The sequence below is a fragment of the Natroniella sulfidigena genome (assembly GCF_023223645.1).
In the GTDB taxonomy this organism is placed as follows: domain Bacteria; phylum Bacillota; class Halanaerobiia; order Halobacteroidales; family Halobacteroidaceae; genus Natroniella; species Natroniella sulfidigena.
The window spans coordinates 118,014-142,696 of sequence record NZ_JALKBY010000001.1 but is presented as its reverse complement, the minus strand read 5'-3'; the positions used below and the strand labels follow the sequence as shown (position 1 = coordinate 142,696).

Below are 24,683 nucleotides of genomic sequence, written 5' to 3'. Positions count from 1 at the left end.
CTTCCCCCCTCTATTTCCTCAAATAATCAATCTCAATCTGTCCATCTTTTATATAAGCAATTTCTGGAGTATCCGGAGAACTAACAAAACCATCTGGAGCTCTACTAATTTGGTTAGCAATTCTTAGTTGAGTTGGTTCTAATCGAAAAGCAGAAATAGTAGCATCTCGCTTTCCATTGGCCCCACAATGTGCTATCCCACGAATAACCCCCATTACAACTATATCTCCTCCAGCTATAACTTCAGCACTTGGATTAACATCTCCTTGAATCACAATATTGCCTGCAAAAGAGACCGATTGACCAGATCTAATCGTTCGTTTAATTAATAATGTATCTTCTTGTTGAGTAGCTTCAAAATCAGTTTCATCATTGATAAATTCAATTACAGATAGATCAAGCTGTTTTTTAAATACCTCAACTAACCTTTTCTTTTCAGTAATAGATAATGATCTAGCCCCTAATTTAATCCTAGCAATCAGATCATCATTAAAAAATTTGCCAGCTTGTTCAAATTTTTGTTCCAATTCAGTTATTAACTCCGAAAAATCAAGTTGATCATCTAAAATAATGATCAACCCTTCTAAATCACCTTTGAAGACAACTCCATTACTTCCCATCTTCTTTCCTCCTACAAGATTAACCTTCTTTCTGATCATCATCTAGATCTTCTAAATCAAAATACTCCTGCATTATCCCTTCAACTATAGGAAGAGTATTTCCACTAGAAATTCCATACTCAAGAAAGACAACTATTGAAATCTCTGGATCATCAGCTGGTGCATAACCACCAAACCAACCATGGTTAGGGTTATTTCTACCAGTTTGAGCTGTTCCTGTTTTACCTGCTAAAGAAATTTCGACTTCAGAAAAATTATCCCTCGCAGTCCCATAGGTTACAACCCCCTCTAGGCCTTCTTGAATTACAGTCATTGTTTCTTCAGATAAAGATAGATTATTTATTAACTCAGATTCTATTTCTTGAACTACATTTCCGTCTTGATCAACAACCTTATCCGCTAATAACGGTTGATAAATTTTACCCTCATTTGCTATAGCATTCATTGTATTAGTTAACTGAATTGGAGATACCCTTAGATTACCTTGTCCAATCGACATATTAATCGTATAACCTGGATACCAAATTCTATCCTCTATACCTTGAAAGTAATTTCTACGCCAATCTGGATCTGGAACTAATCCTTCTGCTTCATTCTTTAAATCAATCCCTGTCTTATCTCCCAAGCCAAATTGGCGAGCATAATGCTGCAAAATAGTCTGATCTTCTTTATAAAGTTTATGTCCTAGTTTATAAAATACTGTATTATTCGACCAAGCCAAACTATCTATGAAATCTATTTCTCCTTGTCCTCCTGAATACCAATTGCCAAATCTAGTCCCTGCTAATTCATAAAAACCAGGATCATAAAATTCATCATCCCCACTAATTTCTAACTCTTCTAATGCAGCTGCTGAAGTTACTACTTTAAAGACAGAACCTGAAGGAGCACTGGTATTAACTGCTCTATTTAAGAGTGGCCTAGTAAGGTCGCTGTTAAGCTCCTCCCAATCTGTTCTTGAAATTCCTGTTGAAAACAGATTAGGATTATAATCAGGAAAGCTAGCCATTGCTAAAACATCGCCATTTTTAGGGTTAGACACAATAGCTGCTCCACCAATTGGCGGATGCTCTTCATCTTCAAGTTCTTTTTTAATTACTTTCACTTTATCAGCTAATAACTCTTCCGTTGTCTGCTGTAATTGATGATCAATATTTAAAACTAAATTATGTCCTGGTTCTGGATCTTCGACTCCTAAAACCCTCAATTGTTGACCTAGATTATTAACTTCTACTTGTTGCCTTCCTCTTTCACCTCTTAAATAATCTTCATAAATTAACTCTAAACCTGTTTTGCCAAGTATATCTCCTGCTCTATATCCTTGCTCATTTAAATCACTCAATTCATTAGCAGATATCTCACCAACATATCCTAAAATATGGCTAGCTAAATTATCTTTTACATAGCTTCTTATTGGAATATTTTCTATAATTAATCCTGGAATCTGCTCTTTATTCTCTTCTAGCATAATTAACTCTTCTTGACTTATATTCCTTTTCAGTCTTACTAATTTATCTTTTTTATTAGCAATAATTTTATCTTCTAACTCCAATTGATCTATTTCTAAAATCTGTTCTAAAACCTCTAAAACATAATCCAAATCATCAATCTCATCAGGGATTAAAGAAGCAGTATAAGTCATTTTATTTGAAACTAAAACTTCTCCAGAGCGATCATAAATCTTCCCTCGAGGAGCACTGATAGGAAGAATAGAGGTTCTATTTCCTTCTGATAACCTTTTATATAGCTCTCCATTATAAATTTGAAGGTAATATAGTTGAGCAAATAAAACCCCAAAAATCAAAACTACTATTATTGTAAAGTGAAATAACCTTCTTTCACTATCATTTTTCACTTAATTTTCCTCCTGTTATACTAATCCTAGAATATAATCCTATATTTTAAAGATAACTTTCTAATTATGATTAATTTCAGTTAAATAAGAATCAATTTTATAAATAAATGGATAAACAATTAAGGTTATTCCGGCATTTAAGGTAGCTAAAGGAAGAATTACTCCTTCAACTGCTTGTTCTAAAGTAAGAAACCTTAATAAATAATCAGTAAATAAAATAACAAGTAACTGATTAAGAATAGTAGCGCAAAATAATACTAAAGGAGGTAATAATAAACTATCTTGATAAACTTTTTTCTTAAAAAAACCAACTAAAAATCCAACTATAGCTTTAGTAATAATATTGATTCCAAATAATCCTCCTGCAAATAAGTCTTGAAAAAATCCACCTATAAATCCAGCTACTCCTCCAGCAGTTTTCCCGTGATTAATAGATATAATCATCACTAAAATCAATAAAAAATCAGGAATGATTTGATCTAATACCCCTCCTGAAAAGATCAAAGACTGACAAATAAAGAAAACAATTCCAAGGACCACATAAAAGAGATAGATCATCTATCTACCTCCTCATTAAGTTCAGGATGTTTTTCATCAAAGGAGGATATTGATAAGTCTGTTTTAGTGCTAAAATCGGTAATCACTAGTACTTTTTCTAATTTAGATAACATAGCAAAAGAGTCGATTTCTGCTTTTTGAGTTAAGCCATAATTATCAGGACTAACTGACATAACTTCTCCAATTGGGACTCCTCGTGGATAATGTTCAGATAAACCTGAGGTAACGATTATATCACCTTTTTTAATATCTGCATCCCAAGCTAATTCTTCCATTATCAATTCTTCATCTTCAAGTTGACCTTTAACAACCCCTAAATCTCTTGACTCCTCTCTTTGCACTAAACCACCAATTACAAAGGTAGGATCATTTAACAACAAAACCTGAGCAGTACGATTAGTAACTCTATTAATCCGTCCTACTAAGTAGCCATTCTCAGCTACTACTGGCATATTACGTTCAATACCATCTTTTTGTCCTTGATCAATCATCAATGTCTTTGACCAGTTATCACTTCCATAACTAATAACACTTGCTCCTGATAAATCATAAGGTACATATTCTTTAAAATTCAAAAGTTCTCTGAAATTTTGATTTTGAACCATTACCTTATTTAATTTATTTTGATAATAATTTAACTCATTAATTTTTTCTTTCAACTGCTTATTCTCTTCTTTTACTTGTTGATAATTGAGCACTACTCTTGTTGACTCTTTAAGCCAATTCTGAACAGAGTTAATTAGCCCAAAACCAGGATTTATTAAATCAACTATTGCTCCTTCAACTAAATTATAATCTTTATCTAAGCTAGCTAAATTAATAACTCTAATCAAAATTAATAAAAGAATAAGTGTTACAAATATCTTCTGATGTTTCTTTGAAAAATTTAACAATGCTACCACCCAATTTATAAGTTACTTCCCTTACACCTATTTTATGATAAACGTTTGGGAGTAATTAAAACATCTTTTAAATTATTCAACTCTTCTAATACCTTTCCTGTTCCATAAACCACACAATCTAATGGATCATCAGCCAAATAAACAGGCATGCCTGTCTCTTCAGAAATCAATTGATCTAACCCGCTTAATAAAGAACCTCCACCAGCCATTACAATTCCTCTATCCATAATATCAGCAGATAATTCAGGAGGAGTATTCTCTAATGTACTCTTTACTGAACGTACAATATCACTAACCGGCTCCTTCAATGCACTTTGAATTTCTCCAGCACTAACTTCAACTGTCTTAGGTAACCCATTAACTAAATCACGCCCCCTAATATCAATTGATTCTTTTGCTTTTTGATCAACCTCACTAGCAAAATAAGCCGAACCTATCTCTGTCTTGATCTCTTCTGCAGTTCTTTCTCCTACCATTAAGTTATAATTATTTTTGATATAATGAACTATTGCTCCATCCATGTCATCTCCACCAACTCTAATCGAATCTTTAGTCACAATTCCACCTAAGGAAATTACTGCTACCTCTGTTGTTCCACCACCAATATCAACAACCATATTTCCTGTTGGCTCATGGACAGGTAAGTTGGCCCCTATTGCAGCAGCCATTGGCTCCTCAATCAAATAAGCCTCTCTAGCTCCAGCATGTAAAGCCGCATCAATAACTGCTCTTTTCTCTACTTCTGTAACTCCAGAAGGAACACAAACTACAATTCTAGGTCTAACCAACCTTTTTCTCTTATGTGCTTTAGTTATAAAATACTTTAACATCTTCTCTGTCACTTCAAAATCAGCAATAACCCCATCTTTCATTGGTCGAACAGCCATAATATTACCTGGAGTTCTTCCTATCATATTCTTAGCATCATTTCCTACAGCCAAAACACCTTCTTTAGAATCAGCATTATTTTGAATCGCGACCACTGATGGTTCACGAATTAAAACCCCTTTTCCTCTAATATAAACCAATGTATTAGCAGTTCCCAAATCTATTCCCATATCTCTGGAAAATGGTGCAGTCAAAAAATTCAATACCATAATAATCTATACCCCTTTCAATAACAATTTTAAAATAAATTTTTAGCTTTTAAACTAAAATAATCATTAACTCCAATAACTAAATGATCTAGTACTTCAATTCCAACCAGTTCCCCTACTTGAGATAACCTTTTAGTAACTTCTATATCTTCTTGACTAGGTGTTACATCTCCACTAGGATGGTTATGAGCCAATATAATTGCTGCACTACTTTTTTTAATCGCTGGACGAAAAACTTCCCTTGGATGTACAATTGAATTATTCAAACTCCCTCTAAAAACTTCTCTAACTCCAATAATCTCATTTTTAGTATTTAATAAAACAATCTGAAAGCTTTCTTGATGAAGATCTTTTAATTTAGGTATCATAAACTGAGCAATATCTTCAGGTGAACTGATCTTATTCAAATCAGAATGAGCACTGAGCAATCTTTTACTCAATTCTGCTACAGCCTTCAACTGACTAGATTTAGCCAAACCAACCCCTTTTATTTGCTGTAACTCTTCAATGCTTAAATCTATTAAGCACTTAATCCCTCCACAAGCAGTCAGCAATTTATTAGCTAAATCTAATGCAGTTCTCTTTTTAGAACCTGTTCTTAAGATCAGGGCCAACAATTCAGCAGTAGATAATGTACTTGCTCCATATTTAACCATCTTTTCTCGTGGCCGCTCTTCACTAGGCATATCTTTAATCGTTACATAATTATCCATTTAAACTGAACTTCACTCCTAACTCTGTTAGCATCTTTCTTAAATTATACAATGATAACCCTACTACATTATAAAAACAACCATTAATCTCCTTGACAAATACTGCTCCCATTCCTTGAATCCCATAACTTCCTGCTTTATCCAAAGGCTCCCCTGTAGCTATATATTCTTCTATTTCTTGAGCAGTTAACTCTTTAAAACTTACACTTGTTGCTTGATAATCTGTCAACCTTCTTTGAGCAGTCAGCACTGTAGTTCCAGTCAAAACTTGATGTTTTTGCCCACTGAGTTTAGTCAACATCCGAAAAGCTTCTTCAGAGTCTTTAGGTTTACCCAAAATCTTATTATCTAGACTAACTACTGTATCAGCAGCAATAACTATTTCATCCTGAGTATTAATTACATCTTCTGCTTTTAAAAAAGATAACTTTTGTACTAATCTATCTGGTCTATCTTCTTTAACCTTATTTTCATCTATCTTACTAGGTCTAACCTCAAATTTAACCCCTAGTCTAGCTAATAACTCTCGTCGCCGCGGAGAAGAGGAAGCCAAAATAATTTTCTCCATAGAATGATTCCTCCAATCCAGTTTATAATAAAAACTACTACCGCTATTAGTTACCTTCAAGCTTCTGCTTTTTAACCAAGTCAAATTCTAGATAATTACTTAATTTAATTACAACTAGTCCTACAAAAACTCCTGTTGGTAAAGATAACAATAGTAGATAAGGCAAATAAAGTATCAAACGCCAATTATCAATTATAACACTGGCCATTGATACTTGACCAAAATTATGAAATGCTGCTCCTAAGACACTAATTCCTATTATACTGAATTTATGTGAGTAAAAATAATAAGCAAAACCCATAACTAAAAGACTAAGCAGCCCTCCAGTCAGACTTAAAAAAAAACTGATACTGAAAAAAGTACCAATTAATAATGATGATAGAAATATTCTTAAAGTTATAACTAGAAATGCACTTTTAAATCCAAAATAGAGTAAAACAAATAATGTAATTATATTTGCTAAACCAAGCTTAGCTCCAGGAATAACCAAAAAAGTAGGCAACATCGCCTCTACAATATGTAAAACAATCGCTCCTGCTACTAATAATGACAAAGTTAACCGCTTTTTTAATTTCATACCCAACCTCTCTTTCATTATTATAACAAACTTACTTATTTTATAAACACTAAATTTAACTTTAATTTATATTTTTAGGTCAATTACTCCAATAATTGATAATAGCCACCTAGTAGTACTTAAGAGCAAAACCTACATTACTTAGTTTATCATTTTTAAAGAACAAAGACAACCCTTTTAATTTTTCATTTCAAAGAAATAAAAGGCAAGCTCTCAAGGAACTTACCTTTTGTTTAAAAGTCATTTACATCAACTTGATAGATATCCTTCTAATTAAATTGTTATTATTAACATAACACAACAGTGTCAGTGTGAGTAGTGTGTGTGAGTGAAAGCAAAACCTTAGCTCTTGTGGTCTTGACCTCACTCACACTCCCACACATAACTGACACATTATTGTACTAAAGTTAAAAGTAGTCTTCCTTTACTTCTTGCAACGCCTTATAATTAGCTTCAATTGTAAACTCCAGTTCTTCATCACTATGGGCCAACGAAATAAAGTTAGCTTCAAACTGAGAAGGAGGTAAATAAATACCTTGCTCCAACATCTTTTGGAAATAAAGAGCGAAAGCATCGGTATCACACTGCTGAACATCCTGATAGTTGGTCACTTCAGTTGGACTAAAGAAGAGACAGACCATTGAACCGACCCGTGATACAGTAGCAGGAATATCCAATTTATCAATGTTAGCTTTAAAACCAGCTGCTAACTTACTTGCTTTCTCTTCTAATTGTTCATAAACCTCACCTTGCAATAATAATCTCAACGTCTCAGCCCCAGCAGTCATTGCTAAAGGATTACCTGATAAGGTTCCTGCTTGATAGACTGGCCCTTCAGGAGCTACATGGCTCATAATCTCTGCTTTACCACCATAAGCACCAACAGGCAGACCTCCTCCAATCACCTTACCAAAAGTCGTCAAATCAGGTTCAACATCATATAACTCTTGAGCTCCACCATAAGCTAACCTAAACCCGGTCATTACCTCATCAAAGATTAAGACCGCTTCATAATCATCAGTCAGCTCTCTTAAACCTTCTAAGTAACCATCTTGTGGAGCAATAACTCCCATATTTCCAGTTACAGGCTCTAAAATAATCCCTGCAATTTCAGAACCATACTCCGCAAAGATAGTTTCAACTGCCTCCAAATCATTATACGGAGCAATAATCGTCTCTTGAGCAACATTAGCTGGCACTCCTGGGGTACTAGGAATCCCTAAGGTAGTCAATCCCGAACCAGCATCAATCAATAAGCTATCGCCATGTCCATGATAACAACCTTCTAGCTTAAGAATCTTATCTCGACCAGTATAACCTCGAGCCAATCTAATAGCACTCATCGTTGCTTCTGTACCTGAATTAACCATTCGTACTTTATCAATTGAAGCGATATTATCAACAATTAAGCTGGCCAATTCAGTTTCAACCTCAGTCGGTGCTCCAAAGCTAGTCCCCTTTTGGATCTGTGATTGTAAAGCTTCAACAACTTGAGGATGGTTATATCCTAAGATCATTGGCCCCCAAGAACCAACATAATCGATATATTCATTCCCATCGGCATCATAGATCTTTGAACCTTCACCTTTCTCAATAAATAATGGATCACTATCAACAGCACTAAAAGCTCGTGCTGGACTATTTACCCCCCCAGGAATAACCTCCTGAGCTTCTTTAAAATACTTTTCTGATTTTTTCATACTAACACCTCCGGTTAAGAACAGTTAATAGTTAATAACTAATAGTTAATAACCTTAAAAATCACTAATTAACACAAGTTGACAGTGAACAGTTGACGGTTGACAGTTAAAACCTTTGAAAACAATTTAATTGATATTTAGTGTCAGTGTGAGTAGTGTGTGTGAGTAAAAGCAAAACCTTAGCCCTTATGATCTTAACCTCACTCACACTCCCACACATAACTGACACTTAATTATAATTAAGCTCTTGATCTTCAACTATTCACTATTCTCTATTAATTATTCAATATCTTAGCTACGTCTTTCGCGTAATATGTAATAATAATCTCAGCCCCTGCCCGTTTGATACTTGTCAACATCTCCAAAGCAACTTCTTCTTCATCAATCCAACCTTTTTCTGCTGCTGCTTTAATCATTGCAAACTCCCCACTGACATTATAAGCAGCAAGTGGAGCGTTGAAATTATCCTTGGCCCGTCTAATAATATCAAGATAAGATAAGGCAGGCTTGACCATGATAATATCTGCCCCTTCTTCTAAATCAAGTTCAATCTCTGTCAGTGCCTCATCACTATTAGCTGGATCCATCTGATAAGAACTTCTATCTCCCTCACCAGGAGCAGAATGGGCTGCATCACGAAATGGCCCATAAAAGGCTGAAGAATACTTAGCAGCATAAGACATAATTGCTACTTCTTGATAGCCTTCTTGATCCAACTTCTCTCTAATTGCTCGTACCCGTCCATCCATCATATCAGAAGGAGCTACCATATCAGCCCCTGCTTGAACATGGGATAAAGCAACCCTAGCCAAATTATCTAATGTTGGATCATTATTTACAGTTCCATCCTCTAGAATACCACAATGTCCATGGCTAGTATACTGGCATAAACAGACATCGGTAATTACTAATAGTTCAGGATATTCTTCTTTAATTGCCCGACAAGCCCGCTGTACAATCCCCTCTTCTGCCCAAGCACTAGAACCCTCTTCATCCTTGCTCTTTGGAATTCCAAATAAAATAACTCCTGCAACTTGAGCTTGAACCAACTCTTCAACCTCATCCATTAGCATGTCCAGTGATAGATGATAATTACCCGGCAAAGAAGGAATCTCTTCCTTGACATTTTCACCATTGACCACAAATAATGGTTGAATCAGATCATCAGCGCTCAATTTTGTTTCTCTGACTAAATCTCTAATCGCTGCTGTCCGTCTTAAACGGCGTGGCCGTCTAGTTAAATCCATCCTATCCCTCCTTTAAAACTATAATTTACAATTTACAGTTCACAATTTACAATTAAAGAGCAAACCTTTAAAGCTAAAAATACTTAAAGATTTTTAATTGTCCATTGTACATTCTGTCAATTGTCAATTTTATACCCCCCAAAATTGAAGCACTTGCTGGGCCAACGCTCCCCAATCCTTAGCACTGGTATTCAACACCAAGCTAACTAACTTACTCTGCTGAGCTAATTTTAACTTCCGCTGTTGTCGTTGATAATAATGCTCAACAATCTCCTCTACTGTCGAACCAAACCGAGAGATATAACTTCTCCATCTACTTCCTCGACTAGCAACAATTCGCTCAGCCATCACTTCCTTGTTCATTGTCAATAAGACTAACTTTGCCTTTAAATCTGCTAAGCGATTATCTATCTCTATTAGTTCTCCCCAGCTTAGGTGATCAAAATAAGTAGCATGGGTTAAATGGAACCTCTCCAATAAAAAGGCATAACAGTGCTCTTGTTCTGCTCCCTGCCATCCTCGCTGGTGGTAATATTCTTGATAACGCTCTAGAGGGGTTAAAATATCATTCAATAGATTTAAATTATCCTCTTTAGTAATTTGTCCTTGATTATGTTTAGCTTCTAATACTCGCTGCGTTAAATCTTCACCATAAACCAACAAGGGCATAAAATCACGCTCTAAAACCTGTCCATTCCGCAAAAGATGTTCAATTATTGTTGTTTTTCCCGTAGCTGGTACCCCTTCAATGACAATACCTTTCACTTGAGCAGACACAATGACACTCCCTTATAATGTACAATTTACAATTACAAACTAAATCCTTTAAATAAAAAGCCATTTAAAGCTCTTTAATTGTCCAGTTTTTACTAGTTACTAATCACTAGTCACTAATTACTATAATACCCTTTAACCGCTGCTAATAACCCCTCAACCGTATATTCATCAGCTACTACTGCTACCTCTAACTCATAATCCCGTACTGTTTGAGCAGTAATCGGGCCAATACACGCAATCTCTACCTCTGCCAATAAATCTTGATAATCATCACCTAATTGCTCAACAAAATTATGTACTGTTGAAGAGCTTGTAAAGGTCACCATATCTACTCTGTCCTCTTCTAGCTCAGCGATTAAATCTTGGTTTCCTACCCCTTTAATCGTCTGATAAGTCGTTACATCATCGACCTTAGCTCCATTATTCTCTAACTCCTCTGCCAACAACTCTCGTGCAATATCAGCTCGTGGTAGTAAGAACTTCTGTCCTGTCAAATCCTCTTCAACAAATCCTTCTAGGATAGATTCGATTACATAATCATCTGGAATATAATCGACCTGTAAGCCATAATCATTCAACTTAGCAGCAGTCTTAGGGCCAATGGCACAGAGCTTAACCCCAGCCAAAGCTCTAACATCTAATCCTAGCTCGAATAGTCGATTAATGAAGTACTTAACTCCATTGATACTGGTAAAAATAATCCAATCATAATCACCTATCTGCTCTAACTTCTGATCCAACTCTTGATAACTTTCTGGTGGAGCAATCTTAATCGCTGGTGCCTCAATCACTTTGGCCCCATCTCGAGCTAAAGCTTTAGAAAAGCTGGTCGCCTGCTTTTTAGGTCTAGTAACTACAATCCGTTTAGAGAATAAAGCTTTCGTTTCAAACCAATCTAACTTCTCTCTTAAATTGATGACCTCTCCAACAATTATAATAGCTGGTGGCTTGAAATTATTCTCTTCAACCTTAGTTACTATAGTCTCTAAAGTACCAACTAATGTCTCTTGCTCCGGTCTAGTCCCCCATCTAATTAATGCAACAGGAGTTTCAGGATTACGACCAGCCTCCATTAGCCTTTTAGTAATCTTAGCTAAATTGCCAACCCCCATCAAAAAGACTAATGTTCCCATTGCATTAGCTAGCTGATCCCAATTAAGATTGGACTCATCTTTAGTCGGATCTTCATGACCAGTTACAAATCCAACAGAAGAGTTAAAATCACGATGGGTCAAAGGAATTCCTGCATAAGCAGCTACTGAAATAGGAGAAGTGATTCCTGGTACAATCTCAAACTCGATTCCTTCACCTAACAACACTTCTGCTTCTTCTCCACCACGACCAAAGATAAAAGGATCGCCCCCTTTTAATCTAGCCACTACATTACCTGCTTGAGCTTGATCAACCAATAATTGATTAATCTCATCTTGGGTTCGATAATGATTGCTCGCCTTCTTTCCTACATAAAATAACTCTACATCTTCTCGAGCATAATCTAATAACCTAGGATTAGCTAATCTATCATATAAAATTACGTCAGCTTCTTTGATAATATTTAAACCCTTAACTGTAATTAATCCTTCATCTCCTGGGCCAGCCCCAATTAAATAAACTTTACCTGCCATTATTATCTGCCCCTTCCTGCTTCTTAATCTCTTCTAAAACCTCTCCTGCTCCTTGTTCTAATAACTGCTTAGCAAGCTTAATTCCTAATTCAACTGCTTCCTCTCGCAAACCAACCACTTCTTCTTTAAATACTTGGCTACCATCTAACTTTGCTACTACTCCTTCAACAACCAATTGCTCATCTTCAACCTGAGCATAAGCCCCAATTGGCACCTTACAATCCCCCTCTAAATACTCCAAAAAGCTCCGTTCAGCTTTAACAGCATCTACAGTCGCTTGATGATTAATTGCCTTGACTATATCCTTAATCTGTTGGTCATTGGCCCTAACTTCAATCGCCAAAGCACCTTGTCCTACTGCTGGAATCGAAATCTCATCACTCAAACAAGAGCTGATCTTATCCTCCCAGCCAATCCTCTCCAAGCCAGCTGCAGCTAAGATAATCCCATCTAAATCTTGACTCTCTAATTTTCTAAGTCGAGTATCTATATTACCCCTAATTGGTACAATCTCTAAATCAGAACGATAATTTAATAACTGAGCCCTTCTACGCAAGCTCCCTGTTCCTATCTTAGCCCCTTCAGGAAGCTGGTCTATATCCAGATCACCCTTACTTATTAACGCATCTAAAGGGTTGGCCCGTTTTGGAATTGATAAAATTTCAAGCTCAGTAGGCAACTCTGCTGGCATATCCTTGAGACTATGAATTGCCAAATCAATCTCCCCATTCAACAACGCTATCTCTATCTCCTTAATAAATAAACCCTTACCACCAATTTCGGCTAAAGGCTTATCTAAAATTCGATCTCCTTTAGTACTGATCTTCTTTAGCTTAAACTGATAATCAGGAAACTTCTCCTGTAATTGATCAGCCATTAGCTGCGATTGAGCTACTGCAAGTTGACTTTTTCTAGTTCCAATAATAATTTCTTTCATAATTACCTCCCTGCACTCATTAATTTACAATTTATAATGTACAATTAACAATTAAAAAACCTTTGAAAATTCTAAAAATCAAAACTTCTAAAAGCAACTAGCTAAATTAATTATTAAGCTCCACTTCTATCATAACATTTATTAGTGTTATAAAAAATGATTTATGTAACATTATTGATATATAGCTTAAGTTTAAGGCTGAGTTTAAGTTTAAGTCAACCACTAGAAACATAAGGGCTTAGCTCTTACTTAGACTTAGACTCAAACTTAAACTGAATTGTAATAAAAGTTCACTATTAAATCAACTCTAACTCATTTATTACTTGCTCAGGCAATATCTGTTTGATCTCTTCAATCCCTACTGAACGATCAACCCCTAGTTGCTCGATCAACTCTAGATCAGCTAATCTTCTAAAGATTTCACGCCGCTGCTCTTCTTGATCTATCTTATCAATCACTAGTGGTCTAATTTCAGCTAGCAACTCCAAAAAGAAAGCAAACTCTGGCCCAAATTCCTCTTCTAACTTCAATCTAAGCTGTCTAGATAATGCTGGTAAACTTCCATTTGTAGCAATCGTGATTAATAGATCTCCTCGCTCAACTACAGCAGGTAAGGTACAAGTTGACAACTCCAAGTTATCAATCACATTGGCCAAAATCCCCTCCTGTTCAGCTAGTTGAGCAATTCTTTGATTTAAGCCGCTTTGATCTGTAGCAGCAATTACTAAAAAAGAGCTTTCAAGATCAAGCTCTAAAAATTCTCGTTGTTTATAGTTTATCTCTTCTTGTTTGATTAATTCCTTTACAGGATCAATTACTTTGGGACTAACCAATTCAATCTTAGCTTCAGTAGTTACTAACCTCTTTAATTTACGATAAGCAACCTTACCCCCACCAACTATCAATACCTTCTGATTCTTCAACCTTAAATTAACCGGATATAACTCCATCAAACCTCTCCTTAAACATATATATCTACTTAATACGTAATTTTCTAATCAGCCTATTTTTATTATCATTATAAGGTGTCACTTTATAACAATTTACAATGTACAAAATTGACAATTAAAATTCACTTCAAAATTTTATGATATCAAGACCTGGATCAACATTCAAATACCTCTTTAATTACTTCTAGCTTTTGTAGACTTCCTTCACTATTGGCTAACTGCTTGACCCCTAATGTAGGAGGATGTAGTAGTTTATTAACTAATCGACTACTCAACTCTTCAACTACATCTTCTTGATTCTGCTTAGAATTAGCCAACCTTTGTAATGCCCGATTTAATTCTTGCTCTTTAATCTGGTTGGCCCTTTCTCTCATCCCTTTAATCACTGGTACAACTTGACGATAATTCAGCCATTTTTCAAATTCTTCTCTTTCTTCAGCTATAATCTCCTCAACCTGCTCTATTTCTCCTCTTCTTTCTTCTAAATTTTGATTGACTACAGCCTCTAAATCATCAATATCATACAGGTATACTTCAGGTAACTCAGCAATTTCTGGTTCTATATCTCTAGGAACAGCAATATCAATCAAAAAGAGAGGACGTTTCCTATTAACCATAACTTCTTCAATCTGTTCATGATGAAGCACATAGTGAGGAGCAGCAGTTGAGCTGATAATAATATCAACATCTTCAACCCAATTCTCTAATTTTTCCCAAGGAATGACTTCTCCTGAAAATTGTTCAGCTAATCTTTTTCCATTTTCATAAGTTCTATTAGAGACCATTACTCCTTCAACACCATGAGCAACTAAATTTTTTAAAGTCAATTCACTCATCTCTCCTGCACCTAAAATCATCACTTTCTCTCCAGATAAAGAACCAAATACCTGCCGGGCCAACTCTACAGCCACATAACTGATCGAAGCAGCATTTTTATCAATCTTTGTTTCACTTCGAGCCCGCTTACCAACTTTAAAACTTTCATTAAATAATCTATGTAATTGTGTATCAATTGCTTCCATTCTCTTTGCTTCCTTAAATGCCTTCTTAACTTGACCCAAAATCTGAGCTTCACCAATCACTAAGGAATCTAAGCCACTAACAACTCTAAATAAATGTTCAACTGCTTCTAAATTCTGATAATGATATAAGTATCCTTTTAAATTTCTAATCTTTAAATCAGAAATTCTTTTGAATAATTTCAGGGTGAATTTTTTAGCCAAATAATCACTCTCTGCTACCAGATAAATCTCAGTTCGATTGCAAGTAGATAAAATAACACCCTCTTTTACATCAGATGAGATAGAAATTTGTTCTAAAACATCCTCTTGTTGACGGTTACTTAAAGATAGCTCTTCTCTAACCTCTACAGAAGCTGTTTTATGGTTCAAGCCAATAACTACTAGTTCCACAATTGATCCTCTCCTCATAATTTATAACACTTTACTATAATTCCAATATTATCTATAACTAGACTAATTATCAAAGACAAAATTTTAGCATTATTGAAATAAAATTTTTAACCTCTATATTAATCATCTTCATATTATATCAAAAAAAACTATAAGTGTCTAATCTCTTAAGCTCAGCTCCATATTATGAGCAATTAAAAAATAAAAGAAACCAGTGGGACTGGTTTCTTTTATTGCTAACTTATTTTTCAATTGTAAGCTTTATTATAAAGACTTAATACTTAAAAATCAACTTCTACAAAGGCATCAGTTGGACAATTTTTAACACAGACTCCACAACCAATACATCCTTCAGTATCAACTACTGGTAGATTATCTTCCATCTCAATAGCATCTACAGGACATTTCTTGGCACAAATTGTACAACCAAAGCATCCTTTCTCACAAACAACCTTGACTTCTTTTCCTTTTAAAGCTGACTTACAATTAGTAATAACATCTTCATTACTACTTACTATTTCAATCAGACTCCGAGGACATTCTGTAACACAGACTCCACATTCAGCACATTTATCAGGATCAATCTCTGGTAAGCCATTATCATTCATTACAATTGCATCAAAGTCACAAACAGCAGCACAATCACCAAATCCTAAGCAACCATATTGACAGGATTTAAAGTTATCTACCATACTAGCTGCTTGACAACTTGGTACTCCTTGATACTCTGCTTTATTAAATGTTTCTTGATTACCACCCTGACATAACACCTTAGCAGTCTTTTTCTCATCCGAAGAAGAAGCAGCAACACCCATAATATCAGCTATCTTTTCTATTAGTTCTTCTCCACCAACTGGACAAGAATCAATTCCTTCTTCTCCCTTAGCCACTGCTTCCGCATAACTAGAACAACCTGCAAAACCACAAGCTCCACAGTTGGCTCCAGGTAAAGCCTCATCAATCTCTATTTTTTTTGGATCTTCTTCTACTGCAAATTTTACTGATGCATAAGCTAGACCGGTTCCAAAAATTATTCCTAAAATTCCTAATCCGGCAACTGCAGATGCAAAAGAAATAATTTCCATTATACCCCACCTCCTAATTTACATTGCAAGTCCTGTAAATGCTAATGCCATAATTCCAGCCACTAATAAAGTAATTGGTGCTCCTTTTAAAGGCTTAGGAACATCAGCAAATTCTAACCGTTCTCTTATTCCAGCCATCAATACAATTGCTATCGTAAAACCGACTCCTGCTCCTAAACCAAAGACAGCACTCTGAATAAAACCATAACCTTCCATTGAAATCAAAAGGGCCAATCCTAAAATAGCACAGTTAGTTGTAATTAATGGTAAAAAGATACCTAATGCTTTATATAAAGGCGGACTAACTTTTTTAACAAATAATTCAGTTAGTTGTACGAATGAAGAAATTACCAAAATAAAAGCAATGTATTGTAAATATTCAATTCCTAGCGGGACTAAAATAACAGTTTCAACAAGCCAAGTTACCACTGCTGATGTAACCATTACAAAAGTAGTCGCTAACCCCATACTAAAAGCTGTTGGAACCTCTTTAGAAACTCCTAAAAAAGGACAAATCCCTAAAAATTGCATCAAAACAAAGTTGTTTGTTATAGATGCAGCCATAAATAATAAGAATAATTCTTGCATAACTTCCCCTCCTTATTTCTCAATATTAAGCTGTCTGTTCTTTTTCAACAGCAGCAGTTCCGCCAAATAAATCTTTAATACTGAATGATTCATCCATAATCACATTAAATAAAGCAACAACTATTCCTAAAGTAATAAACGCTCCTGCTGGTAAGATAGCAATCAACATTGGTTGGTACCACTCACCTAAAACTTGAATGACACTCTCAGTTCCTCTAAATAAAGTTCCAAAGCCAAGAATTTCTCTAATACCACCTAAAAATGTCAAAGCCCAGGTAAAACCTAATCCTCTACCTAAAGCATCTATTATAGCTCGTAGAACATTTACATTAGAAGCGAAAGCCTCTGAACGGTTCAAAATTAAACAGTTAACAATAATCAAAGGAATAAATAATGCTAACTGTTCAGCGATTCCAGGAAAATAGGCTCTTGAAACTAAATCAACTATCGTTACAAAAGTAGCAATTACAACGATAAAACTTGGAATCCGAACCTCATCAGGAATTATATTTTGCAATAAAGAGTTTACAATTCCTGCTCCAAACAGAACAAAACTTGTTGCAAGTCCCATAAATAAACCGTTCGTTGCCGTACTAGTAACAGCTAATACAGGACACATACCCAATAACATGACAAAGACAGGATTTTCTTCCCACAGACCCTTTACAAAATCTCGATTTTTTTCAGCCACATTACTCACCTCCACTATAATCTGTTACTATTTTAGCTAAACTTTGAATCCCTTGCTCCGCGTCAACAACTTCTTGCTCAGAAAAATCTCTTGCTCCAAGATCATCTTCATCAGCTATTATAGTTTCTAACCCTGGCATCTCGTCTTCAAAATCTTGTGCTCCTTTAATAACATCATCTACTATTTCCTCAACAGCCTCACTAGAAATCGTTGCTCCAGCTATTATCTCGATTTCTTCCTCAATAGATTTTCTTCCTTCAAATTGACCTCTAAACTGCTCTTCCACTATTCTAGCTCCTAGACCTGGTGTCTCTGTATGAGATAAGACCTCTACAGCAGTTACCTGCCTAGTATCCACATCTAATCCAACCATTACATCAATAGGCCCTGTATAACCTTGGGTTTGATGTTGAACAGCTATTCCGACAACTTCTTCTGACTCATCTAAACCCTGAAACAATTCAAAATTCTCACTTTCAACTTCTTCGAAATCTACTGCCTCTGGTACAACAGATAAAACAGCCTCTTGCACTCTCTTCTCAGCTTGCTCAGCAATTAAAGGAGCAGTCAAATCATCAATAAAAGTCAATACAATTGCAGATGCAATAGTAATTAATGTCAAAACCAAAATCAACCGTGGTTGTATTTTATCGTTAGCCATTTGCTTTCACCTCGCCATAAATCTGTGGTAGCGTATACTGGTCAATCAATGGCACACACATATTCATTAATAAAATAGAGAATAATACTCCTTCAGGATAATTTCCAAAGACACGTATAATAACTGTTATAAATCCACAACCAATTGCAAAAATCCATCTTCCTTTCTTAGTTACTGGGCTGGTTACCATATCTGTAGCCATAAAAATTGCTCCAAACATAAGTCCTCCAGCAAAAAGGTGGAAGGATGCTCCTTGCTCACCAACAAGTGTAGTCAGTACTGCTACAGTACCCAAATAACCTACTGGAATTCTCCAGTCGATATATCCTTTATACAGCAAATATAATCCACCTAGTAAAATTGCAAGTGCAGATGTCTCTCCTAAAGAACCTCCAACTCGACCTATAAATAAGTTTATCACTTCTGCTTCTCCTTCTAATGGAGTCGCAGTTGATAAAGTGTCAACTCCTCCATTAGGAGCCGTCCATTCTGTCATTGAAACTACATACGAAAGGGTCAAAAAGGCACGCCCCATCAAAGCAGGATTGAAAACATTATATCCCAACCCACCAAAGATATGCTTACCTAAAACAATAGCTACTACACTACCAAAAACAGCCATCCAAAGTGGTAAATCAGGTGGTAAGGTCAATGCTAAAATTAGTCCGGTTAGCAACGCACTACCATCATTGATTGTTACTGGCTTACCTCTTAACTTCTGTACAGCAACTTCTGATAACATAGCAGTTATACCACAAGTTAACAATAAATAAATAGCACCTGGACCAAAGAAGTAAAAAGAAGCAAACATTACTGGTACTAATGCTAAGATAACTTGATACATAATATTAGAAGTCGTCTCTTCACTTTTAACATGCGGTGCTGATGAAACGGTTAAATCTAATGTGTTATCCATATTATTCCCTCCTATCATTCATTTTCTCTAATATGAGCTTGAACTTTTCCTTTTCCTAACTTAATCCAATCTAAAATTTCAATCTTAGAAGGACAGGTATAGCTACAAGAACCACACTCAATACAATCCAATACATTATAATCTTGTAACTTTAATACTTTATCACCTTTTGTTAGATTCATTAAAGCAGTAGGTATTAATTTAACTGGACAAACATCAACACAACGAGCACAACGAATACATGGCTTTGCTTCTTGATATTGAGCAACCTCTGCTTTACTTAAAACTAAGATACCAGAAGTTCCTTTAGTTACTGGGGCAGTTAAGTCAACTTGTGCCTGTCCCATCATTGGTCCGCCTAAAATAACTTTACCTGGCTCGCCTTTAAAGCCTCCACATGCTTCTAATATCTCTTCGATAGGTGTTCCTATTCTGACGACTAAGTTTTGAGGCTCCTTAACATCTCCAGTAATAGTAACTCCTCTTCCAACCAATGGTCTGCCTTCTCGAATAGCTTCAGCAATCACCACAGCAGTACTGACATTATTCACTACTACACCAACATCTAACGGTAATCCACCAGAAGGAACCTCTTTGCCTAACACAGCATCAATTAGTTGCTTCTCTCCACCTTGTGGATACTTAACTTCTAGCGGAACAACTTCAATATTTGGCTCATCAGCAATTAACTCTTCTGTCCTCTTAATAGCATCAGGCTTATTAACCTCAATTCCAATATAGCCTTTTTCAGCCTCACACATCTTCATTATTGCTTTCAAGCCATAGATCATCTCTTCAGTCAATTCAACCATCGTTCGATGATCAACAGTTAAATAAGGCTCACATTCTGCCCCATTTAAAATAACTGCTTCTACATTTTTATCATCAGGAATTGATACCTTCACATGAGTTGGAAAGGTAGCACCTCCTAGTCCTACAATTCCTGCTTCACCAACAATTTCTCTTAACTCTTCAACTGATAAATCTTCAATCTCACCCTGGGATTCAATTCCTTCTGCTAACCTATCTTCGCCATCATTTTTAATTCTAATTGCCATATCTTCTATGGCAACAACCTCTCCTGAAACACTGGCGTGGACATTAGCAGAAACAAAACCTGCTGCTTCAGCAATCTTCTCCCCAAAGTCAACTGTATCACCAACTTCAACAATCGGCTTAGCAGGTGCACCAATATGCTGTTGTAAAGAAATTACAACTTCATCAGGTACAGCAGCTTCTTTTAAAGCTTTGTCTTTAGATAAGTCTTTATTATACCTAGGATGAATCCCATGATCAAAAGTTTTAGCTTCCATCTTCTCACCCCTCTTATTAATATTAATAATATAAAATCTTACATTAAAATAACTTGATTTAATCTAAATCAAGTTATTTAGACACCTAATAATAGATTTTGCATAAATAATTACAATTTAATTTTATAATTTACAATAACAGAAGTCAAGTGATTTATAGTGAAAATGCTTAAATTTTCAAATTATTATACAAACTACATTTTATAATAATTCTGGGATTAATTTCTTATTTTCTATAACTTTACATTAAGAAAGGCCCACTCAAGATGTGGACCCTCTTTTAGTTACTAATAAAAGCGGAAAAACCAGATCTTTCAAGTTCAACTCCCAATTGTTCTGCTGCCTCCCTCTCTCTAAATGCACCTACTTGAACTCGATAAGGAGATTCACTTGTAATGTAAGCTGTAAAACCATTACTCTCTAAATCCGCTACTAAACCTTGAGCATTCTCTTCTTCAGCAAAAGCTCCAACCTGAACAGTATACAAACCTTCTTCAGCTATTGTCTGTTCCATAGTCTCTTCATCCATCTCTTCGGTCAGCTCTTCAGGATCTTCAGTCAACCCTTCAGAATCATCCTTATCCTCATCCCCTCCTATGGTCATCTCAGATTCCTCTTCTAATTCACGATTATCTGGCATTTCCTCTTCATCAACTACAATTCTTTCTTCAGTAGTAGGTTCAATCTCTTCTTGAGGTGCAGTAACATAATCTAAAAACCAACTACTGATAAAATATCCAAAAACACTCGCTATTACAGCCATACAACCTAACATCACTACTAAGGAAAGCCCCGATTTAATCTTACGATTATTTCGCTTCACAACCTTGTCACCTATCAACTTTGATCAAGGTACTAGGTGACCTCCCTCCTTCCATATAAATTCTCATAAACTTACTTAATCTATATTATACTCTATTCTAGTTTATACAGATTAATTTTTAAAGTAATTGAGAATTATTTTGTATAGTCGAGAATAATCTTCCTTGCCTCAGCTACTGTATATAAAGAACCACTAATTAAAATAATATCTTCAGCAGTTGCTTGAGCTGTAATATCATCTAAAACTTCAACTAAATCCTCTTTCATCTCTACATTTGAATTATATTTAACAACTTCTTCTTTCAGTATATTAATTTCTGCCACACGTTTATTCTTATTTTTAGTCAAAATTACCTTATTAGCTAAAGGAGCTATCTGCTCAATCATCGCTCCTAAATCTTTATCACCTAAGATACTCAAGACTAGAGTCAAATCCTTAAACTCTAAATCCTCAATTGCTGATTTTAATCTACTAGCACCAGCTTGATTATGAGCACCATCAAGAATAATTACTGGTTCAGAATTAACTACTTCTAATCGTCCTGGCCATTTAACATCTGAAACTCCAGCTCTAATAGCTTCAATAGCAACTGGATACTCCTCCGCTAAAGCCTCTATAACACCCATAGCAGTAGCTGTATTGATAATTTGATGTTCTCCTAGTAAAGATAGCCTAAGGTCTAAATAATCCCTTGTTGGCCCTTGTAAGTCGAAATTCTGATAAGCCAATGTTCCTTCCTTTGATTGCCACTCATATTCTTGTAACACATTTACCAATTTAGCATCTTTTTCAGCACAGATTTTTTGTAATACAGCAAGCACCTCTTGATCATCAGTAGCAGTAATTACCTGCTGGCCTTCTTTGATGATTCCTCCTTTTTCAAAAGCAATCTCTTCTATTGTATCACCTAAAAACTCTGTATGATCTAAACTGACATTTGTAATCACAGATACCAAACTACCTACTACATTAGTAGCATCTAACCTTCCTCCCAATCCTACTTCTAAAATTGTTAAATCAAGTTCCTGTTGAGCAAAATAATCTATTGCCAAAGCGGTAACTACTTCAAAAAAACTAGGTCTTTCTAACTCCTGCTCTACCTTACTTACTAATGGCTTAATCTTTTGAATTCCTTCTTTCAAATCACGATCACTAATATTAACTCCATTAATTCTCATCCGTTCATTAAACTCAACAATTTCAGGTGAATTATAAGTTCCAACTTTATAACCAGCCTCTTTATAAATTGAAGTCAATATTGCAGATGTTGAACCTTTACCATTAGTTCCTGCAATATGTATTACATTTAATTTATCTTGAGGATTTCCTAAATACTCTAATAACAGCTCTATTCTTTCTAAACCAGGTTTAATATCATATTTGTCTAAACTCTCTAAATAATCCATTTCTTTCATCATTACCACTCCTTACTTGTTTAAATTTCCATTACCCAACATCTTTTTAAGCTACAAACCATTCTTTATTATACCATAAATAAAAGATATTTTAATCATTATTTTAGATTTTATCTATTTCTATTTTTCTGAATATATAAATTGAATTAATAATTTTCTTCAATTTAATTAACCTAAATTCTTTTAAGCACGAAGTACTTGCGTAAAAAATTTAAATTCAACTTATATAAAACACATAATATCTAACAGAAGAATAAATTTATACTAAAGATACTATCTAATAGTCTTTAAAATAACTTATCTTAGGAGGAAAGTTAATGGCCAATTATAGTCTATCATTAGGTACAACTCTAAACAAGGAAAAGTTCAAGTTAACTAATAGCTGGATTAACCTAAACTCTGTTTTAACTGCAGAGTATTCAATTCTGCTATCATACTTACAAAGCCATCAACAAGCAAATAATAATCAATTAAGCTTAGAAATTACTGTTTTAAAAAGTATTTTAAAAGATTTAGACTTACAAGGAAGCTTGAATCTTGAACCTTTCCAATCTGAAAACGGACTCTATTTGTTAGGAGGTCAGTTTTCGCTTTCAGATAAGATAACTTGTCATTTAAATTTATACTATCAACAAGACATATATCTTTCATTAACTCTGCTTAAATCTAATATTTTCAACAATTTCAACTTAAAACTTACTAAAACCTATAACCTCAATAAAAATAACAAAACTGACCAATTAGACCTAACATATTTAGGAAATAATCAGTTAATCCCAACTTGTAAAGTTCAACGAAATAATACAGCAGAAGGAACAGTGATTAACCCTTCATTAACAGTGAAGTCAACTCCTGAACTTAAAGAACTACCAATCAATCTGTATCTAACCATCAATTAAATCTAATCCCTAAATAAAAAATAAAAAAGAAGCAGGGTTTTAAATAGTAATCATTAATTATAGAAATAGAAACTAAAAAATAGGAGGAAATCTCAAATGAAAGGGTTAGCTATCTTAGGAAGTCCACATAATAACGGAAATAATGCTAAAATTTTAAAAAGAGTAATTGACTCACTCAAAGAAGAAAAATCAGAAATTGAGCTAGAGTATTTACAGATTAAAGATCTTGAAATTCAACCCTGTGTTGCTTGTTATAATTGTAAAAAAAAGCAAGGCTGTGTTATTGATGATGATATGATAGAGATTTATTCTAAGCTTGATCAAGCCGATTTAATCATACTTGCTTCCCCAATTTATTTCAATACAGTTACTGCTCAATTAAAAGCTTTAATCGATCGTTGTCAGGCATTATGGGCCAACAAATTTATTCTCAAAGACCCACTGATTGATACTGAAAAGAAAAGAATTGGTGCCTTTATCTCGACTGCTGGAGAACCATTATCAGAAGATAGTTTTAAATATGTAGTAGGTACTCTCGATCTATTCTTTAAAGGAGCTGACACTGAATATTATGATAACTTCTTCGTTCCTAACATAGATAATAAATCGGTCACTGAACAGTCTAATGTCTTACAAGATGCTGAAAAGTGGGGTAAAGATTTAGCAGAGCAATTGTAATTATTAGTAATTAGTAACTGGTCACTAGTGATTAGAGAAACCAAACAATATCAAAAAACTATAAAAGGCCAACGTAA

Annotated in this window: 25 protein-coding genes; 2 read left to right on the top strand and 23 right to left on the bottom strand. The window is 34.9% G+C overall.

Annotated features, from left to right (window positions below; all coding sequences use genetic code 11):
• Nucleotides 1–10 precede the first annotated feature (10 nt).
• The 23 genes from minC to MWH28_RS00540 form a co-directional block, all read right to left on the bottom strand.
• Nucleotides 11–658, bottom strand: a complete 648-nt coding sequence (gene minC / locus MWH28_RS00650; protein ID WP_248617330.1) for a septum site-determining protein MinC — start codon at nt 656–658, stop codon at nt 11–13.
• Complete coding sequence (gene mrdA, locus MWH28_RS00645) at nt 639–2,474, bottom strand: penicillin-binding protein 2 (RefSeq protein ID WP_248617329.1); 1,836 nt, start codon at nt 2,472–2,474, stop codon at nt 639–641. Before mrdA ends, minC begins: the two co-directional genes overlap by 20 nt.
• A gap of 60 nt (nt 2,475–2,534) precedes the next feature.
• Nucleotides 2,535–3,032, bottom strand: a complete 498-nt coding sequence (mreD, locus tag MWH28_RS00640; protein WP_248617328.1) for a rod shape-determining protein MreD — start codon at nt 3,030–3,032, stop codon at nt 2,535–2,537.
• Nucleotides 3,029–3,925 carry a rod shape-determining protein MreC gene (mreC, locus tag MWH28_RS00635; RefSeq protein ID WP_248617327.1) on the bottom strand — a complete coding sequence of 299 codons (897 nt, stop codon included), beginning with the start codon at nt 3,923–3,925 and terminating at the stop codon, nt 3,029–3,031. Before mreC ends, mreD begins: the two co-directional genes overlap by 4 nt.
• Before the next feature lie 41 nt (nt 3,926–3,966).
• Nucleotides 3,967–5,031, bottom strand: a complete 1,065-nt coding sequence (locus MWH28_RS00630) for a rod shape-determining protein (RefSeq protein ID WP_248617326.1) — start codon at nt 5,029–5,031, stop codon at nt 3,967–3,969.
• Between the two features lie 29 nt (nt 5,032–5,060).
• The gene (gene radC, locus MWH28_RS00625; protein WP_248617325.1) at nt 5,061–5,744 is read right to left on the bottom strand and encodes a RadC family protein; all 684 of its coding nucleotides are present in this window, start codon (nt 5,742–5,744) and stop codon (nt 5,061–5,063) included.
• Complete coding sequence (locus tag MWH28_RS00620; RefSeq protein ID WP_248617324.1) at nt 5,737–6,312, bottom strand: Maf family protein; 576 nt, start codon at nt 6,310–6,312, stop codon at nt 5,737–5,739. Before MWH28_RS00620 ends, radC begins: the two co-directional genes overlap by 8 nt.
• A gap of 46 nt (nt 6,313–6,358) precedes the next feature.
• Nucleotides 6,359–6,889: a Gx transporter family protein gene (locus MWH28_RS00615; RefSeq protein ID WP_248617323.1), complete on the bottom strand. Its 531-nt coding sequence runs from the start codon at nt 6,887–6,889 to the stop codon at nt 6,359–6,361.
• A gap of 407 nt (nt 6,890–7,296) precedes the next feature.
• A complete protein-coding gene (gene hemL / locus MWH28_RS00610; RefSeq protein WP_248617322.1) occupies nt 7,297–8,589 on the bottom strand; it encodes a glutamate-1-semialdehyde 2,1-aminomutase in 1,293 nt (430 codons plus the stop codon).
• A gap of 275 nt (nt 8,590–8,864) precedes the next feature.
• Nucleotides 8,865–9,836 carry a porphobilinogen synthase gene (hemB, locus tag MWH28_RS00605; RefSeq protein WP_248617321.1) on the bottom strand — a complete coding sequence of 324 codons (972 nt, stop codon included), beginning with the start codon at nt 9,834–9,836 and terminating at the stop codon, nt 8,865–8,867.
• Nucleotides 9,837–9,965: 129 nt separating this feature from the next.
• On the bottom strand, nt 9,966–10,613 hold the full coding sequence (locus MWH28_RS00600; protein ID WP_248617320.1) for a hypothetical protein: 648 nt from the start codon (nt 10,611–10,613) through the stop codon (nt 9,966–9,968).
• 113 nt (nt 10,614–10,726) lie between these two features.
• Complete coding sequence (gene cobA / locus MWH28_RS00595; protein ID WP_248617319.1) at nt 10,727–12,238, bottom strand: uroporphyrinogen-III C-methyltransferase; 1,512 nt, start codon at nt 12,236–12,238, stop codon at nt 10,727–10,729.
• Nucleotides 12,228–13,175: a hydroxymethylbilane synthase gene (hemC, locus tag MWH28_RS00590; protein WP_248617318.1), complete on the bottom strand. Its 948-nt coding sequence runs from the start codon at nt 13,173–13,175 to the stop codon at nt 12,228–12,230. The genes cobA and hemC overlap by 11 nt, the downstream gene beginning before the upstream one ends.
• Before the next feature lie 296 nt (nt 13,176–13,471).
• Complete coding sequence (locus MWH28_RS00585; RefSeq protein WP_248617317.1) at nt 13,472–14,125, bottom strand: precorrin-2 dehydrogenase/sirohydrochlorin ferrochelatase family protein; 654 nt, start codon at nt 14,123–14,125, stop codon at nt 13,472–13,474.
• Nucleotides 14,126–14,280: 155 nt separating this feature from the next.
• Nucleotides 14,281–15,537, bottom strand: coding sequence for a glutamyl-tRNA reductase (gene hemA / locus MWH28_RS00580; protein ID WP_248617316.1), 1,257 nt, complete (start codon nt 15,535–15,537; stop codon nt 14,281–14,283).
• Nucleotides 15,538–15,818: 281 nt separating this feature from the next.
• Nucleotides 15,819–16,622 carry an RnfABCDGE type electron transport complex subunit B gene (locus tag MWH28_RS00575; protein ID WP_248617315.1) on the bottom strand — a complete coding sequence of 268 codons (804 nt, stop codon included), beginning with the start codon at nt 16,620–16,622 and terminating at the stop codon, nt 15,819–15,821.
• An 18-nt stretch (nt 16,623–16,640) separates the two neighbouring features.
• Nucleotides 16,641–17,210, bottom strand: coding sequence for an electron transport complex subunit RsxA (gene rsxA, locus MWH28_RS00570; RefSeq protein ID WP_248617314.1), 570 nt, complete (start codon nt 17,208–17,210; stop codon nt 16,641–16,643).
• Between the two features lie 25 nt (nt 17,211–17,235).
• Complete coding sequence (gene rsxE, locus MWH28_RS00565; protein WP_248617313.1) at nt 17,236–17,901, bottom strand: electron transport complex subunit RsxE; 666 nt, start codon at nt 17,899–17,901, stop codon at nt 17,236–17,238.
• Nucleotide 17,902: 1 nt separating this feature from the next.
• Complete coding sequence (locus MWH28_RS00560) at nt 17,903–18,562, bottom strand: RnfABCDGE type electron transport complex subunit G (protein ID WP_248617312.1); 660 nt, start codon at nt 18,560–18,562, stop codon at nt 17,903–17,905.
• Entirely contained in the window at nt 18,555–19,478 is a 924-nt protein-coding gene (locus MWH28_RS00555) for an RnfABCDGE type electron transport complex subunit D (protein ID WP_248617311.1), read from the bottom strand. The genes MWH28_RS00560 and MWH28_RS00555 overlap by 8 nt, the downstream gene beginning before the upstream one ends.
• A 14-nt stretch (nt 19,479–19,492) precedes the next feature.
• Entirely contained in the window at nt 19,493–20,791 is a 1,299-nt protein-coding gene (rsxC, locus tag MWH28_RS00550) for an electron transport complex subunit RsxC (protein ID WP_248617310.1), read from the bottom strand.
• Nucleotides 20,792–21,071: 280 nt separating this feature from the next.
• A complete protein-coding gene (locus MWH28_RS00545) occupies nt 21,072–21,614 on the bottom strand; it encodes an SPOR domain-containing protein (protein WP_248617309.1) in 543 nt (180 codons plus the stop codon).
• Between the two features lie 134 nt (nt 21,615–21,748).
• Nucleotides 21,749–23,029 (bottom strand): bifunctional folylpolyglutamate synthase/dihydrofolate synthase, encoded by a 1,281-nt coding sequence (locus tag MWH28_RS00540; RefSeq protein ID WP_248617308.1) that lies wholly within the window; start codon nt 23,027–23,029, stop codon nt 21,749–21,751.
• Between the two features lie 317 nt (nt 23,030–23,346).
• Between MWH28_RS00540 and MWH28_RS00535 the strand changes: the two genes are divergently transcribed.
• Both MWH28_RS00535 and MWH28_RS00530 read left to right on the top strand, forming a co-directional pair.
• A complete protein-coding gene (locus tag MWH28_RS00535) occupies nt 23,347–23,928 on the top strand; it encodes a hypothetical protein (RefSeq protein ID WP_248617307.1) in 582 nt (193 codons plus the stop codon).
• A 96-nt stretch (nt 23,929–24,024) separates the two neighbouring features.
• Nucleotides 24,025–24,606, top strand: a complete 582-nt coding sequence (locus MWH28_RS00530) for a flavodoxin family protein (protein WP_248617306.1) — start codon at nt 24,025–24,027, stop codon at nt 24,604–24,606.
• Nucleotides 24,607–24,683 lie beyond the last annotated feature (77 nt).